Genomic DNA, 16,557 nt, shown 5'->3' on the forward strand with positions numbered 1-16,557 from the left:
TTATGTTAATGCGCGAATTTTATCGATAATTCTTGCCGCTTTCTCATTGACCGGAATAAAGACTCTTAGCTTCCAATTAATCATTTCCGTCATGCAACCAAGGGCTTTGAGATACATGACTTCTGCCTGTTGGCGAACACCTGTAATTTCTAGGCGTTGATTGCCCATTACAGATGATGAACGTAATTGCCAGCCTCGTACTAACGGCATCACTTCCTTACGTTGAGTAACGGCGTGGAAAACCTCATCAGCCGTTAGTTTAGGAGTATGGGTAATGCCTAAATTACGGAAGACAGAAGCAATATTCTCCGCATGGACTAACCGACCAAGCAATTTCTCCCCGCTATCGGTTTGTAGCCGAAATACCCGCATATTAAGAGCATCCAAGCGATTCCAAATAGGTAACAACAAACCTGTAATCAAGTAAAATGAATCCACTTCAAACTCAGGAGCATTCCCTACTTCTTGCTGCCAGAGACAACTAAAAGTTTCTTGGTTTGTTTCCTCCCAAGTGGAAGCCCGAAATTGGTCAAGACTAATCTTTTCGTTGGAGGCTGGACGAATTAAGTTAATCCGACGAACAATTGCCCCGTCATCGGTAACTGTGCTATTTGTAGGAATAGCGAACAGCTTCGCTGCTGCGTAGCAGTTCGCTACTCGACCAGAACGTTCATTAACCACTAATTTTCCCTGATAGTTTTGGCACATTTCTAAAGCTTCAGGTAGTCTTAAAACATCAGCTTTACGTTTGCGCTCAATTTTGACGCAGTGGGTTCGTGCCCCAGTTTCGGGGTGAGTATAGATGACTTGTTGCTCTAAAATGCTAAAGTTGTCAGCCTTGAGGGTTTCTACTCCCGCCTCATAGCTTCCCGTAGCTATAGCTTCCTCAATCTTACTCTCCAACCTGACTTCAAACTCTTCAAATAAAGCATTTTGAAGTTCAATCCGTAAAGCTAGGACACGATTAAGGAATTGGGAAATCGGTGGTAAATCTTCCTTGAGATTGCCTTCAGGAGTCGTCAAAGATAGTCCCGTGTATGCTTCAAAATCCTTTAAACAACAGCAATCGAGCTTTCCTGCGTAGAGCGCGAGATAGAGTTGCCGTAATGCGGCTTTAGCGTAGTACGATTCTAAATTATCCTCTTCTCGAAATAATCCCTGTCCTCCTGTTTGTCTCTGTCCTCGCGTCAGTGCCCCCAAGGAATCTAAACGACGGGCTATAGTTGAGAGAAACCGTTTTTCACCCTTAACATTAGTAGTAACAGGACGGAATAAAGGCGGTTGAGCTTGATTAGTGCGATTACTGCGCCCTAGTCCTTGAATAGCTGAATCTGCCTTCCAACCCGCTTCTAAGAGGTAATGGACTCGTAGGCGTTGATTTCTGGCTTTAAGGTCAGCATGATAACTTCTGCCTGTGCCACCCGCTTCAGAAAAGACAAGAATACGCTTTTTATCGTCCATGAATGCTCCAGTTTCGGCAAGATTAGCTGCACCAGAACGCTTCTGTAATACTAGCCGTTCCCGTCCCCCTTTGGTTTCCTTGACGATGCGTTTAGAGCGCCCTGTCACTTCTGCCACGTTCTCATAACCAAAATATTGTATGATTTGGTCAAGTGCCCCAGGAACTGGCGGTAACAGCCCCAAGCGTTCAATCAGTTCGTCTCGCTGCCTTAAAGCTTCCTGACATAAAACCGGATTGCCCTCGCTATCGGTTACAGGACGAGAGTATTCATTACCTTGCTCGTCGGTGTAAATTTCATGTAATTGGACAGGAAACGAGTGCATCAGGTAATCCATCACGTATTCTCTCGGTGTAATGTCCACTTGTAAATCATGCCATTGACCGGTGGGTATGTCTGCTAATCTTCGGTCTAAGAGAGCCTCATCAGTTGAGGTAATTTGAATCACGGCAGCATGACCATTAACTAAATCCTGTTCTATGGCTTTGAGCAGGGTTGGACACTTCATCGAGGTAATCAGATGGTTGAAGAATCTCTGTTTGTTACTTTCAAACGCGGAACGGGCAGCAGATTTGGCATTACGGTTTCGCGTTTTCCCGGTAGGACTACTAATGTTAGTCGCTTCTAATGCCGCTTCTAGGTTTTGATGGATGATTTGAAACGCATCAGCATAAGCGTTATAGATGGCGATTTGTTCATCAGTTAACTCATGCTCTAAAATGTCATACTCTACGCCGTGATAGGATAGCGATCGCGCAGTATATAATCCTAGGGCTTTCAAATCCCGTGAAACCACTTCTAAAGCAGCAATACCACCTTTTTCCATTTCGGCCACAAAATCGGATTGGTTGGCAAAGGGAAATTCTTGGCTCATCCACAATCCTAATCGTTGAGCGTAGGCGAGGTTATTAATGGTCGTTGCCCCTGTTGCGGAAACATAAAGAACTCTTGCTCTTGGTAATCCGTGTTGTAATCGTAATCCTGCAATTCCCTGTAGAGAAGGTTTCTTGATGCCCCGTTCTCCCTTTTCTGCTGAAGCATTAGCCATACAGTGTGCTTCATCAAAGACGATTACACCATCAAAATCTTTGCCACACCAATCGATAAGCTGTTCGACGCGGGATTTCTTGCCCTGCTTGGCTTCAGTACGAAGGGTGGCGTAAGTGACGAAGATAATGCCTTCTGTCAGTTCAATGGGTTCACCTTGCCGAAATTTGCTTAAGGGAAGAATTTGCTCGGTTTTACCCCCCAAAGCTGTCCAATCTCTCTGTGCATCTTCGAGTAGGGTATCGGATTTGGAGATCCAGATCCCTCTTTTGCGTCCTTGTAGGTAATTATCCAATAAGATAGCGCCTACCTGTCTGCCTTTACCTACGCCAGTCGAATCTCCAATAAAGTAGCCTCGACGAAATCTGACGGAAGCATCTTCTTGGGTAGCTACAGAAACAATATCTAGGGTGTCATCAACTTGATAATTACCTTTGAGAAACTGACTATGAGATTCTCCTGCATAAATCACTGATTCTAGTTGAGCGTCAGATAGTATCCCTCCAGTGATAAGCGATCGCATAAGGCGAGGTCGATAAACCGGCTTCGGCGGAGCTACACTCGCCATAGCTGCACTTTGAACCAAGGGCGATGGATGTTGAACTGCTCCTTCAATGAGGATAGTCTGAGGTTCGTAGGCTTCATAAAGACTATCAGATATCTCCCTTGCGTTTCCAGTCCAGTCACGAGTGGTATAAGCGATTTCTACTACATCCTCAAAAGATACTCCGATATCTGGCTTATCTTGTGAAGGAGCTTCTGGCTGTTGGGTTTTCGGCTGATTGGCTTTAGGGGATATGGTGAACTTATAAAAATCTTTTAAAAACTTTCCTTCAAGATTGACCGATTCAGGAGGGAGCGTGTTTGTTTTCGGTTCAATTATAGTAGTAAGTGCAAGACGTTCTGGCACAACGCTTTCTACCAAGTTGAGCAATTCGGATAGGGCAACAACTTTATCAAAGCAGTTGGCAAACTCATCCGGCTTCGGGGAGGGAATTTTATCGAATACTGTTAAGCGAGTCTCAACCGTTGTCCCATGTTTGGCATAAGAATTGCCATCAATCCCACAGGAAAAGACGACTTTTGCCGATTGTTGCAGTTTAATAAAGCTATCTCGCCATTGGGGATTTAAGGGTGAAAACCAATTCGCCGTAATGACAACCAAACGGCCTCCTCTTGACAGTCTTGCCAGTGCTGAACCTAAGTGTTTAAGGGTGGCAAACTGATTACGTTTTGCCATCTTCGGGGAAGCGGTGAAAGGCGGATTCATCACTACCACAGTTGGATGATATTTCTCGTCGAGATAATCGTCAATCTGTTCGGCATTGTGAATAAATAAAGGGGTTTGAGGAAATATTTCCCCTAGAATGCCTTGACGTTGAGGACAAATTTCGTTGAGGATTAATTGCGCCCCATTAACACAAGCAAAAGTCGCTAAAATTCCCGTACCTGCACTTGGTTCTAACACCAGATCATCAGGAGTAATTTGTGCGACTACCGAAACAATATAAGCCAAGGGAACGGGAGTAGAAAACTGCTGCAACTGAATCGATCGCTCTGAACGTCGGGTTTGAGTGGGGCAAAGTCGATGTATTCGCTCAATTTCTCCAAGAACAGCTAGAGAATTTGATTGATTAAGACTTTTTCTACCCTGCTGTTGAATGAGCAGGATTTGAGCGATTTCTAGGGCTTCATAGGCATCTTTCCAAGCCCAACACCCTACTGCATCGGAACCGCCAAAGCTTTCGGTCATTAAACGAGAGAGGGTAGCATTAGTAATGGGTTGCCCTTGTTGTAGAACCGGTAAAAGTTGATAGCCTACTTTAATAAGTGGATGGGTTGAGGTAGGTTGTTTAACTTCTTGTAACGGTTTGACCTCAGACATGGGTTCCTCATTTTGCCTAAAGATAGCTTCTAAAGTGGCTCGAATTTCTGGGGTCGCTTGAGGGAATAAATCTGTCAATTCTCCGATAGTTTCAACTGCTGTACTTGCTCGGTCAAATAATTGAGTAAGTTGCTGACGTTTGGTTTTCAATTTATTTGTGATCTCATTTACTTGTTCAATGTCCTCATGGATTTGATCAAGATTATTATTAAATAATTGATTGGTTTTAATTTCTGTTAAATTCATATTTCTTTCTCTACTTAATTGACCTTGACTGTCTTTTAGCACAAGAATATGGAAGCAGGTTAAATCATTAACTTATAATTAACCTGCCTCAAATCAACATTAACCAGCTATTTCTCAAGCTTGATGCGCTACAGAAAGAAATTCAGGAAGTTGTTCTGTGATAACAGTAATGACCTTTTGTGGCTCATCTTTAAAGTGGCTAAGAATTTCAGCTTTGATTAAGGTGAGAGACTTTTCAACTTTGCCATTTTTCTGCTGAATACCAAGGGGTTTACAAAGTTTACGGCTTTGGCGTTTATTGAGCTTGTTAATGATCGTTTCAGTTTGAGTATCAAGGAAGTGCAACAATTCGTTATCAACTATTATCGGTTTTGGTATTTCAGACATTTCTGTTTTTGTTGAAGAGTTTGCCAATTCAGGAGTAGGAGTAATTTCAACAAGAAAATTTTCCTCGGTTTCGTTTCTAACATTTTCGGTAATCTTTTCAAGTTGAAGGTTGACTTCTGAGGTTGTTAAAGGAATTTCTTGATTGTATTGCCAAGGTTTATTCGAGATGTGGATGACGATACAAGCAGCACAGAAATAAACGGCAAAGAGAAAGAGTGGAAACAAAACGGTGTTGATTGTAGCTAACATGATACTTTTTCTCCAAATTTATCGAGTAATTTGCTTGTGAGTAGCTCGTGCCTCATGTAGAGATTGACACTTGCATTGAGAAAAGGCGTTAGCCAGTTTAAACTCTTCAAATAAGATTTTTGAATATTTATCCAAGGGCAGCTACTAGATAAACATTAATAAAAAAACAATATAAAAGCAATAAGGGGATTTCTTGGAAAATTCCCCTTACAGATTGACAAGAAAAAGTTTTTTCCTCTCTGGATTCATAATTCAGCTTGCACCAGTCCAAAAGATGGGACTTGGATATTAGCGATCGCACCGGCATAGTGCTTTTCGATTACATTAACCGATGTGCCGCACCAATCCGCAACTCTGCGAGACGGAATTCCATCCTCAAGGCAAAGAGTAATAAAAGTATGGCGACAGTTATATTGAGGCAAGTATTCTCTCACTTTCCCCTCGTTTACCAACTGCTCAACAATAGGTTTCCAAACCCGATTGAGAAAATTGTGACTATCTAATTCCTTGCCATTTTTAGCAGGAAATACGAGAGAATCGGCAGTACACTTCTCAGGCTTGATTGTCTCAAGAATGGTTTGTAGTTCGGGGTTGATCGGGAAATAGCGGAATTTATCAGTTTTCGTTGCTTTTCTGATCCGAACATCTGTCGGAACCGCTTCACAGAAAAGAATCGTATCTTTCTGGATATGTTTCCACTTCAGAGCGATTGCTTCTTCTGGCCTACAACCCGTGTGAAAGAGAAATTTGACATAGGGAGCATAGTAAGAATGAGGAACTGAAGAGTATTTAGAAGAATAAGTATTATGCTCAAACGCAGAAATGATTGCTGCTACACAAGCACGGGAAAAAGGTTTACGGGATACTTGACTGGTTTTTTTAGTTTTGATTTCCTTGGCTAGTTCTTTGAAAGGATTCTCCGCAATTAGCCGTTTCCTCATAGCCCAATTACAGCAAGCACTCAGGTGTTTGAGAGTGCGTTTCGTGACCTCCGTAGAATAATTTTTCAGCAAGTAAGTTTGAATATTGATAGCATCTTCTAAAAACTGTTTGGGAAACTTCCTAATCCGCTTTTCGATTTTGCCGTAGTCCCGCAGGATCGTTGTCTCCTCTAGATGTTTACGCTGAAATTCGGTGTACTGAGTCCATAAATCCAAAAGCGGGGTTTTGGGTGGCTCGTCGTCTGGGGTAAAAATTGGGGTAACGGTAGTTAGCTTTGATTGTGGCTTGTACTTCTCTAGAGTCGGATCGAATTTTTCTTTAAAAATGTCATCCTCGATCAGGGCGGCTTTTCGTGCGGCTACCTTGCGGTTTGTTGGAGTATCAGCTAGTCCGGTAGAGAGGTAGTGACGTTGACCAGCGACAGTGAAGACAAGCTGGATACGGTTGTTGGAAATCTTGAGACACACAGAGCCTTTCGAGGCTTTACCCAAAGAATTTTTAGAGTTCATGGGGACTCCTCTTGTGATTCTTATGTACTAAATTCTACCCCAAATTTACCCCAATTTTTGATCTAAACTGACCTAAAAACACCTAAACTAAAAAGCGAGAATCCCATAGAACTCTCACTGGAAGTATTGTATTGTATATGGCTCAGGCGAGATTTGAACTTGCGACCTTGGGCTTATGAGTCCCCTGCTCTAACCACTGAGCTACTGAGCCTTGCTTGTCACATTTTCCTATTATACACAACATTTTAATGTTTAGTCAAATTTTTTTCATTAGCTAAAATTCTCTCCCATAACCATCTTACCAGTACAAACCATCTAGACTTTTCCTCACTCAGACACTTACTCGGGTAGCGAACCCGTTCGACACCAAAGTGACTCATTTCTCAACTTTTTTTGAGTGAGAAAGTAAAAACTCTCCCTGGAATTACGGCTTTTCCCACTGCTCCCCCTTTCCCCTTAAGGTTAAAGTAAAAATAAATAAAGATATATTAAGAACCCCAAATCCAAAGTGCTATGTTTGAACACTTTAGTGACAAAGCTGTAAAAGCGATTATGTTTGCCCAAGAAGAAGCCCGCCGCACTGGCCACAACGTGGTAGGGACCGAGCATCTATTATTGGGGGTGATTGGCGAAGAAACCTCAATCGCTGCAACTGTTCTTCGGGATCTGGGGATTAATCTACCACAGACTAGACGCACCATTGAAAATATCACTGGTCGGGGGCCTGGTTATAGTCCCGCTAATATCCCCTTCACACCAAAAGTTAAACGGATTTTTGAAGCCGCCTTTCAAGAAGCCCGCCAGTTAGGAAATCGAGTTATCTCTCCAGTTCATCTGCTCTTAGCTATTAGCTCTGATCAAGAATCTCTAGCCGCTAAAGTCCTAACTCAACAAGGCGTAGATCTCAAAGTGCTACGCACTGAGTTAATTAATAGAAATGCTCAAATGGCAGCCGCTTCAGTCACGCCAACTGATGAACCTAACCGTTTTGCTATGGGCAATAGTCGCTCGTTCAGTTTAGCCGAGTTTGGAAGCAATTTAACTCAATTAGCGGCTGAAGGCAAAATCGACCCAGTGGTGGGACGACATCGAGAAGTAGAAAGAACCATTCAAATTTTAGGTCGCCGCACCAAAAACAATCCGGTTTTAGTGGGAGAACCTGGAGTCGGGAAAACCGCCATCGCTGAAGGTTTGGCCCAGCGTATTGTTAGCCGAGAAGTTCCCGAATTACTTCAAGATAAACAGGTCTTTAGTCTAGACTTAGGATTACTTCTAGCCGGAACCCGGTTTAGAGGAGAATTTGAAGAACGCCTTAAGTCCATAGTCGAAGAAGTCCGTGCCGCCAAAAATATTATCTTAGTGATTGACGAAATTCATACCCTTGTCGGTGCAGGCGCGTTAGGCGGTTCTCTCGATGCGGCTAATATGATTAAACCCGCTTTAGCGCGAGGTGAATTGCAGTGTTTAGGAACCACCACCCTCAATGAATATCGTCAATATATCGAAAAAGATGCCGCTCTTGAGCGCCGTTTTCAACCCGTGATGGTGGGTGAACCGACTGTAGAAGAAACCATTGAGATTCTTCAAGGATTACGCAAATCTTATGAAGATTTCCATAAAGTTAAATTCTCTGATGAGGCGTTAGTCGCGGCGGCTAAACTTTCAGATCGTTATATCTCGGATCGCTTCCTTCCTGATAAAGCGATCGATCTGATCGATGAAGCCGGTTCAAGGATGCGGGTTCAATACTCTCACAACAAGAAAACCCATCCCGAAAAACAGCTAGAAGAGTCTACCATCATTAACCCAGACTCTTTAGTTCCTGTAGTTGATGAAGAAGAAATCGCCGAAATTGTTTCATCTTGGACAGGTGTCCCAGTAAACAAAGTCAGTGAAACTGAATCAGAGTCTTTAATCTACCTAGAAGCGCGGTTACATGAGCGCATCATTGGTCAAGATGAAGCAGTAAAAGCCGTTTCTCGTGCTGTACGCCGCGCCAGAGTGGGAATGAAAGACCCTAACCGTCCGATAGCTTCTTTCATTTTTGCAGGTCCTACAGGTGTCGGTAAAACAGAACTGGCCAAAGCGTTAGCGACTTTCCTTTTCGGGTCTGCTGATGCGATGATCCGTCTAGATATGTCGGAGTTTATGGAACCTCACACGGTTTCTAAATTAATTGGTTCTCCTCCAGGATACATTGGTTATGACGAAGGAGGTCAATTAACTGAAGCCGTCCGCCGTAAACCTTATACAGTCATCCTGTTTGATGAAATTGAAAAGGCTCATCCGGATGTATTTAATACCTTACTTCAACTATTAGATGATGGTCGTTTGACAGATGCTAAGGGCCGTACTGTGGACTTTAAGAATACTCTGATCATTATGACCTCTAATGTGGGTTCTAAGGTAATCGAAAAAGGAGGCGGTGGTTTAGGGTTTGCCATCTCTGATGATGTCAGTGAGTCTCAATACAACTACATCCGCAATTTAGTCACTGAAGAACTGAAAAATTATTTCCGTCCTGAATTCCTCAACCGTCTTGATGAAATTATCGTCTTCCGTCAATTGACCCGCAATGAAGTTAAGGAGATTGCTGATATTCTTCTACAAGAAATAGCAATTCAGTTGAAGGAACAACGAGAAATCGTTCTAGATGTGACTGAAGGATTTAAGGAGTTAGTGGTTAAAGAAGGCTATGATCCTAGTTATGGGGCCAGACCTTTACGTCGTGCGATTATGCGGCGTTTAGAGGATAGTTTGGCTGAGGCAATTTTAGCTGGACAAGTGCATGATGGTGACAGCATTATTGTGGATGTCAATGAACAGGGTCAAGTCCAAGTTTTAAGCGCCCAACAAGCTGTATTGCGTTTACAACCAGTCGGTTAATGAGAAAAACGAGCGCCCACACCCTAAAGGGTGGGGCTATACGGTCTAAGCCTGCCTACGCAGGCTCAAATCATTATTTATCTAAGTAGGTGGGCATAAATAAATGAACAATAGATTAATTCTTAAAAATATCTCAATCCCTTACCTGTTCCCTGTTCCCAGATCCCAGATCCGGTGTTCCCTTACCAAACAGTTAACTTTAATTTTGTCCAGGTACTTAGCTCGGATTTACACATTGATAAAAAAAGAAAAGTATCTAGGGTGCGTTACACTTCGCTAACACACCCTACTATCTAAGAATAGGAAACTCTTTGAATCCGACGACGCGCAAACCAAAGCCCCATCATCAACCCAATTATTAAAACACCAACCAAATAGAACAAACCAATCAATCGCACTCCTAAAGGCGGCGCAACGCCTATCACCTCAATTTCTTGACTCGCTTTAAAAGGCTGGAATTGCAAGGTAGCATCATGTTGAGGAGAAACTTCTACCTCAATCTTATGGTTAGCACCATCAAAAAACTCTTGCTGCCACATCAATTGTCCTTGACTGTCAGAAACGCCTTGATAGGCAAACGCGACCCAGTTATTCTCAAGTTGAGTGGTTTTAATCGTAAACGTAGCACCCGTCACCGGCTGATTTTGACTATCTGTCAGTTTAACTTGCAATGCCGCAGGTTGACCCACCGTTGCCTGATAATCTCCGCCAATTTCCAACTTCAACCCCTCAGATTCAACTATGCCGGAATCGTTAGCAACATGACTCATTTGAGTTATATGCGCTTGGCCCATTTCAGCACTAATATTAATGGACAACAGCGCCACAATTGCCACCACCGTTACACCACTCAAAAGAAATCGTACTCGTCGGGGAGCAATTTCACCGGGTTGAATCTCGTCTCTAGCACCAATAACCCATCCTCCTATAAAACCCATCACCAGCAAAACCCCTACCAATACCGATAAATAGCGGAATTTTGCCAGATTTTCGGGCACAGATAAAGTTAGGGTTTGCTCCATAGGAACAAAAGCATTCTCTAGGGTTGGTGTCACCTGCACCAGTAATTTATAGGTTCCTCGAATGGGAAAAACCTGCTCAATTTGAAACTCCCCGGTTGGTGCATCCCCAACAATGTCGAGTAATTTGGTTCCTTCAACAAGCGGAAAATCTGTGGTAAACCAAGGGGTTTTCTCGGGTGTTAAAACTTGCAGATGAAATTGAGCATTTGACAAGGGTTGACCGACTGCATCTAAGGCGCGAAACTTTAATTGCACCGGCGGCTTAAATTGTCCTGACCCTAACAAGGTGGTCGCTTCGGCTTCAAATGGGATCACGTGATCCATAGATGGCACAGTGGTTAACTGTACAGAAGGCTGAGGCGATTGAGAAAAACCAACAATCGATGAGAAAATAACGATCACCAGGCAAGCTGTGCCAAACAACACAGACCACCAATTTCTTAAGCTCATGCTTTAAACTCCTACAAAGAATTATTAGTAGAGGCACTCCTTTTAAGTGCCCAGGGTCGCTCTTAAAAAGCGCTCGTTAATAATTGAGAATCAATAATTAATGACAACTCACACCGGCCAGATGATGTCTCAGGGAATGGGTTGCATCATGCACCGCAGGATAGGTACTAAAAAAAACAAGCCAAAGAATCAGCGCCCACAGTGAAACGTAGAGGATGACCTGAATGGGTAGCAATAAAATCAGTTGTTCTGTTCGCTGCCACTTAGAAACTTGAATAGGCGTTCTCATTCTGTACCTCGCAGATGAACTTAATCAATAATTGTCATCGGCGGGCATTCTGACTCAAAGAGCAACACAGTCTTATTACAGTTGCGGGACAGTGGCGGATTTGCACCGATCTTTCCCCGTTACCTCTAGTGGCGGACTTTCACTAGAACCGATAAGCAACCTAAATTATATCAACTAAGCTATAGCTTATATACAAATTTCCAAATAACGTAATCCTGTAAATATTACTCAAGATCAGTTTATAATCATACTAGACAGTCCAGTTCTCCGTAGAGGACAATATGGCACAAACAACAGAGTTCAAAAAGCCAATCTTTTTAAAAGACGGAAAACGATGGGTAATAGCCGCCTGTTCCCTTGGGGCACTCATCACTATAGGATCGACCATTTACGGACTTCGACAAAGTCAAATAGAATCTAAACCTTCACCCCCTCCTGTCAGTCAAACAAAACAAATATCAGCCGTTACCGCGTTGGGCAGAATTGAACCTCAAGGGGAAGTGATAAAAATTGCACCGGCTCCCAACATGGGAGGAGCAAAAGTGGTTCAGTTATTAGTAGAAGAAGGAGATCTTGTCAAAAAAGGTCAAACGATTGCTATTTTAGATAACTTACCCCAAGAACAAGCCGCAGTAGGCGTTGCTCAAAAAGAGGTAGAAGTCGCCCTTGCTAACTTAGACATTGTCAAAGCCGGAGCAAAACAAGGGGAAATAGAAGCCCAACGTGCCACCATTGCTCGCCTACAAGCGGAATTGTCAGGAGAAATTGCCACTAATCAAGTTACCATTGCTCGCCTACAAGCCTCTTTAGCCGGCGAACAAGAGGAACAACAAGCTACTATAGAGCGGCTACAAGCTGAGTTGAGAGATGCCGAAAAAGACTTTCAACGCTATGAAAAATTAGCACAAGAAGGGGTAATATCAGACTCAGATTTAGATGAACGCTCGCTAAAATTAGCCACCGCTAGAGAAAAAGTCTCAGAAGCTAAAGCAAGGCTGAAAAAAACCGTAGATACCCTCAATGAACAAATAAAAGAACAAAGTTCCCTATCTCAAAAACAAGTAGACACCCTGCAAAAACAAATAGACGAAGCCAAAGCAACTTTAGAGCGCATTGCTGAAGTTCGTCCGGTAGATGTGCAAAAAGCGCAAGCTGAAGTCGACAAAGCCAATGCGAATCTTAAAAAAGCCCAAGCCGATTTAGAATTAGCTTATGTCAAAGCGCCGCTTAATGGTCAGATCTTAAAAATCTATAGCCGTCCTGGTGCAAAAGTTGACGACAAAAATGGCATTGCAGAGATAGGGAATACTGATCAAATGATCGTCATTGCAGAGGTCTATGAAAGCGATATTAATAAGGTCAAGCTTGGACAAACCGCATTCATCACCAGTGAAAATAATACTTTTAGCCAAAAATTAACCGGAAAAATCTATCATATCGGCTTACAAATTGGGAAAAAAGATGTATTAAACACCGATCCTGCGGCTGATGTAGATGTTCGAGTCATAGAAGTTAAAATCTTGCTTGACCCAGAATCCAGTCGTCGAGTTTCGGGTTTAACTTATGGAAAAGTTGTGGCTGAAATCCCGCTAAAAAATCAATAATGAATTGACTATTTATTTTTAAAAACCATGAAAATTCCTCTCTCTTGGTTACAATTAACTCATGAAAAAACCCGTCTATTAGTTGCTATAGCTGGCATCACTTTTGCTGATATGTTAATGTTTATGCAGCTAGGCTTTCGAGAAGCCCTTTTTGACAGTTCAGTAAAATTACAAAAAAATTTGCAAGCAGATATTGTTATATTCAATTCTCAATCAGAAACTTTTGTTAAGCTTAAACAATTTTCTCAGCGTCGCTTATATGAAGCTAGAGGAGTGCCGGGAGTTAAATCAGTAACTCCCATGTATATATCATTTGCTTTTTGGAAAAATCCCGTCGAAAAAACCTCAAAAAATATTTTAGTCATTGGTTATAATCCTGAAAAAAATGTAGTTAATTTACCTGGCGTAAATGAAAAAAAAGATGTACTAAAACAACAAGATGTCGTTTTATATGACCAACAATCCCGAGAAGAATTTGGCCCCGTAGCAGAATGGATTAATGCGGGAAAAACTGTCACGACAGAAGTAGCTGATCGTAAAATTAAAGTAGGGGGATTATTTTCATTAGGAACATCTTTTGGTGCAGATGGCAATTTAATTACCAGTGATGTTAATTTCTTCCGTCTTTTTTCTGAGCGAGACCGAGGTTTAATCGATCTGGGATTAATTCAGCTAGAAAAGGATGCAGATGTCAAATCAGTTATCCAAGAAATTAAAAAAGAAATTGCCGCCGATGACGTAAAAGTCATGACTAAAGCGGAATTTATCGAGTTTGAAAAAAATTACTGGAATAGCTCAACATCTATTGGGTTTGTCTTTGCTTTAGGAACCACAATGGGCTTTATTGTCGGTACAGTGATTGTTTATCAAATTCTTTATACTGATGTTTCCGATCATTTACCGGAATATGCCACTCTAAAGGCGATGGGCTATACCGATCAATATTTACTTTTAGTCGTTTTTCAAGAGGCAATTATTTTAGCCATTATTGGCTTTATGCCTGGTATAGTAGTGGCGATGTTTATGTATTCTAATGCGGCAAAAGCAACGGGGCTACCCATTATCATGACGGTTTCAAGAGCTATTATGGTTTTAATTTTAACAATAATTATGTGTGTTGTTTCTGGTACAATAGCTGTGAGTAAACTCCGAGCCGCCGATCCAGCAGATATTTTTTAAACTAAACAATGGGGTTGAAAGAGTCACCATGAATAATAATCCTAATAATCCCGTAGTAGATATTAAAAATTTAGATCATTTTTTTGGACAGGGAGCCTTAAGAAAACAGATTTTATTTCATATTAATTTAACGCTTCTACCTGGGGAAGTGGTCATTTTAAAAGGCCCGTCAGGTTCGGGTAAAACTACCCTGTTAACCTTAATGGGAGGATTACGCTCACCTCAAGCAGGAAGTTTACAAGTATTTGGACAAGAATTAGTGGGAGCAAAAAAACAAAAATTAATTGAAACAAGACGGAAAATCGGTTATATTTTTCAGGCTCATAATTTGCTCGATTGTTTAACAGCAAGACAAAATGTTCAGATGTCTATTGAGTTACATCAGGGGATTTCTGAGCGGGAAATAAAACAGAGATCCATTGCAATGTTAGAATCTGTAGGATTAGGTGAGCGTGTTAATTATTATCCTCGTAATCTTTCCGGTGGACAAAAACAACGGGTAGCGATTGCTCGCGCTTTAGTCAGTCGTCCTAAAATGGTATTAGCGGATGAACCTACAGCATCATTAGATAGTAAATCGGGCCATGATGTAGTAGTGTTGATGCAGCAATTAGCAAAAGAGCAAGGTTGCACTATTTTAATTGTGACTCATGATAACCGGATTTTGGATGTTGCTGATCGGATTGTGGAGTTAGAAGATGGATATTTAAAAGAAAATCAACTTATTGCTTAGTTTTTTAGGTAGATTTGTGCCCAGATAAATTATAGATAGGAGTTTGTTAGAATAAAAGATTATACGGGAACATAAATTATGTTTATTACTATTAGCGAAGATACTATCAATTTGCCGCCAGGGGGTGAAGTGGTGTTGCGTCATCAAACCTGGGACGATTACGAACAACTTTTGAATAGTCGTCAAGATAGAGTTATTCCTAAGATATATTTTAATGCTAAAACCGAGGAAATTTTTCTAATGTCACCTCTACCTGGGCACGGGAATCGGATTGATACTTTACGGGATCTTATTAAAATTTTATTACGTTATCAAGGCAAAGATTGGCATAGCTTTGATCCTATTACCCTAAAAAGATTCAAACAAGCAGGAGTAGAACCAGATACTTGTTTTTATATTAACAATCGTCAAGCCATTTTAGGCAAAGAGAAGATTGATTTAACGGTTGAGCCGCCGCCCGATTTAGCCATAGAGGTAGACTTAACTTCTAGAACTCAAGCCGCAGATTATTTACCGATAGCTATTCCTGAATTATGGATTTATCGTCGGGGTGAATTGTTAATTTATATTTTAGAGGGTGAGCAATATATAAATAGTAACCAAAGTCAGATATTTAAAAATATAGATGTTAAAAATCTTTTACCTAAATATGTAGAATTAGCGTGGACAAATGGTTCTAGTGTAGCATTGCGGCAGTTTGAGCAGGATTTAGGCTAAAATAACTCTATAGACTCGCTAATACCAAAATTATAGGGAAAACCTAAAGTATGCCAGATAATTAGAATGTAAACAACTATAAATCTATCTATATACGAATTAGTTTAGTTGTTTTTGTGATTTATCTTGAGCAACTTTAACTTATACAATAAAAGATAGACTATTGACGTTTTTTTAAGGAAATGAATCTTATGAGTAGACCTTGGAGAAATACATTGATTAATAAGTGTAAAAAAGAAATTGAAACTTTTAATCTGTTACCTACAAATGCTCCTATCTTAATTAAAACAGCAATGGGAAGGAATGGTACTTTTGAATTAGGTTGGGATCTAGATTTGCTATAAAAACTTGGGATAGTTCTGTTGAGTATTGGGATCTTAAAACTACTTCTCCAACCCGTGAAGTAAACCCTAAACAGTTAATTAAAAAGGATGCTCTTCAACAAATTAGACAACAAGCACCAATGCAACTGATATATGGACCTTCAGATTCTAAATCATTCTCCTGTTTACCTGTAAAAAAGCTCGGTGTTTTTGGGATTGGACTTGACCCAACTAAACATATTATCACTCGTCATGAAACTATTGAGCCTCCTAATGTTAGCCCCTACAATGTATTTAACCGTCCTACAAACACAGTTCGAGCAGTTCAATGGATTCAAGGATCAAGTAATCCTCAACGAGTAGAGTTGGCGACTGAAGTGCTTCGAGAAGCTGTAAATAAATTAGTTGCTACTTTAATGGAATCTAAAGAATGGGATGCAATACTACAGGCTTTAAATAAGCATTGGAATTGTAAATACGGAAAATTGTCGAGAATGTTTTTCTAGCGACATAGGTTTCTGAGAGACAATACCATTAATATATTCACTGGCTGGTTTAGTTTCAGGAAGCCTTAAAAATTATTCTAGAGTGAGTTTAGAAATCGTATTAGTAAGCATCTTATCCCCCTA

12 protein-coding genes, 1 tRNA gene, 1 pseudogene and 1 riboswitch are annotated in these 16,557 nt (G+C 41.1%); of the genes and pseudogenes, 7 read left to right on the plus strand and 7 right to left on the minus strand.

Annotated elements, in window-relative coordinates:
* The 4 genes from CYAN7822_RS04665 to CYAN7822_RS04680 form a co-directional block, all read right to left on the minus strand.
* The gene (locus tag CYAN7822_RS04665; RefSeq protein ID WP_013321084.1) at positions 1–4,638 is read right to left on the minus strand and encodes a bifunctional class I SAM-dependent methyltransferase/DEAD/DEAH box helicase; all 4,638 of its coding nucleotides are present in this window, start codon (positions 4,636–4,638) and stop codon (positions 1–3) included.
* 114 nt (positions 4,639–4,752) lie between these two features.
* The gene (locus CYAN7822_RS04670; RefSeq protein ID WP_013321085.1) at positions 4,753–5,274 is read right to left on the minus strand and encodes a hypothetical protein; all 522 of its coding nucleotides are present in this window, start codon (positions 5,272–5,274) and stop codon (positions 4,753–4,755) included.
* A 245-nt stretch (positions 5,275–5,519) separates the two neighbouring features.
* Positions 5,520–6,725, minus strand: coding sequence for an Arm DNA-binding domain-containing protein (locus tag CYAN7822_RS04675; RefSeq protein WP_013321086.1), 1,206 nt, complete (start codon positions 6,723–6,725; stop codon positions 5,520–5,522).
* Between the two features lie 138 nt (positions 6,726–6,863).
* Positions 6,864–6,936 (minus strand) — tRNA-Met (locus tag CYAN7822_RS04680).
* Positions 6,937–7,238: 302 nt separating this feature from the next.
* Here CYAN7822_RS04680 and CYAN7822_RS04685 point away from each other — a divergent pair.
* On the plus strand, positions 7,239–9,611 hold the full coding sequence (locus CYAN7822_RS04685) for an ATP-dependent Clp protease ATP-binding subunit (protein ID WP_013321087.1): 2,373 nt from the start codon (positions 7,239–7,241) through the stop codon (positions 9,609–9,611).
* A gap of 293 nt (positions 9,612–9,904) precedes the next feature.
* Here the strand turns inward: CYAN7822_RS04685 and CYAN7822_RS04690 are convergent, their stop codons facing one another.
* Positions 9,905–11,083, minus strand: coding sequence for a hypothetical protein (locus tag CYAN7822_RS04690; protein ID WP_013321088.1), 1,179 nt, complete (start codon positions 11,081–11,083; stop codon positions 9,905–9,907).
* A 97-nt stretch (positions 11,084–11,180) separates the two neighbouring features.
* On the minus strand, positions 11,181–11,372 hold the full coding sequence (locus tag CYAN7822_RS35550; protein WP_013321089.1) for a CbtB domain-containing protein: 192 nt from the start codon (positions 11,370–11,372) through the stop codon (positions 11,181–11,183).
* Positions 11,373–11,394: 22 nt separating this feature from the next.
* Positions 11,395–11,540, minus strand: a riboswitch (cobalamin riboswitch).
* Between the two features lie 113 nt (positions 11,541–11,653).
* Between CYAN7822_RS35550 and CYAN7822_RS04695 the strand changes: the two genes are divergently transcribed.
* The 6 genes from CYAN7822_RS04695 to CYAN7822_RS04715 all read left to right on the plus strand — a co-directional run bounded on the left by CYAN7822_RS04695 (position 11,654) and on the right by CYAN7822_RS04715 (position 16,434).
* Positions 11,654–12,976, plus strand: coding sequence for an ABC exporter membrane fusion protein (locus CYAN7822_RS04695; RefSeq protein WP_013321090.1), 1,323 nt, complete (start codon positions 11,654–11,656; stop codon positions 12,974–12,976).
* A 27-nt stretch (positions 12,977–13,003) separates the two neighbouring features.
* Complete coding sequence (devC, locus tag CYAN7822_RS04700) at positions 13,004–14,155, plus strand: ABC transporter permease DevC (protein WP_013321091.1); 1,152 nt, start codon at positions 13,004–13,006, stop codon at positions 14,153–14,155.
* Positions 14,156–14,183: 28 nt separating this feature from the next.
* Positions 14,184–14,888 carry a DevA family ABC transporter ATP-binding protein gene (locus tag CYAN7822_RS04705; protein ID WP_013321092.1) on the plus strand — a complete coding sequence of 235 codons (705 nt, stop codon included), beginning with the start codon at positions 14,184–14,186 and terminating at the stop codon, positions 14,886–14,888.
* A gap of 78 nt (positions 14,889–14,966) precedes the next feature.
* Positions 14,967–15,605 (plus strand): Uma2 family endonuclease, encoded by a 639-nt coding sequence (locus CYAN7822_RS04710; protein WP_013321093.1) that lies wholly within the window; start codon positions 14,967–14,969, stop codon positions 15,603–15,605.
* A 191-nt stretch (positions 15,606–15,796) separates the two neighbouring features.
* Positions 15,797–15,949 carry a hypothetical protein gene (locus tag CYAN7822_RS38390; protein WP_013321094.1) on the plus strand — a complete coding sequence of 51 codons (153 nt, stop codon included), beginning with the start codon at positions 15,797–15,799 and terminating at the stop codon, positions 15,947–15,949.
* Positions 15,928–16,434, plus strand: a complete 507-nt coding sequence (locus tag CYAN7822_RS04715) for a hypothetical protein (RefSeq protein WP_013321095.1) — start codon at positions 15,928–15,930, stop codon at positions 16,432–16,434. Before CYAN7822_RS38390 ends, CYAN7822_RS04715 begins: the two co-directional genes overlap by 22 nt.
* Here the strand turns inward: CYAN7822_RS04715 and CYAN7822_RS39350 are convergent.
* Positions 16,420–16,545 (minus strand): annotated as a pseudogene (locus CYAN7822_RS39350) (Uma2 family endonuclease); the annotation flags it as partial. The gene CYAN7822_RS04715 and the pseudogene CYAN7822_RS39350 overlap by 15 nt on opposite strands.
* Positions 16,546–16,557 lie beyond the last annotated feature (12 nt).

Origin of the sequence: Gloeothece verrucosa PCC 7822, assembly GCF_000147335.1 — a bacterium.
Classification (GTDB): domain Bacteria; phylum Cyanobacteriota; class Cyanobacteriia; order Cyanobacteriales; family Microcystaceae; genus Gloeothece; species Gloeothece verrucosa.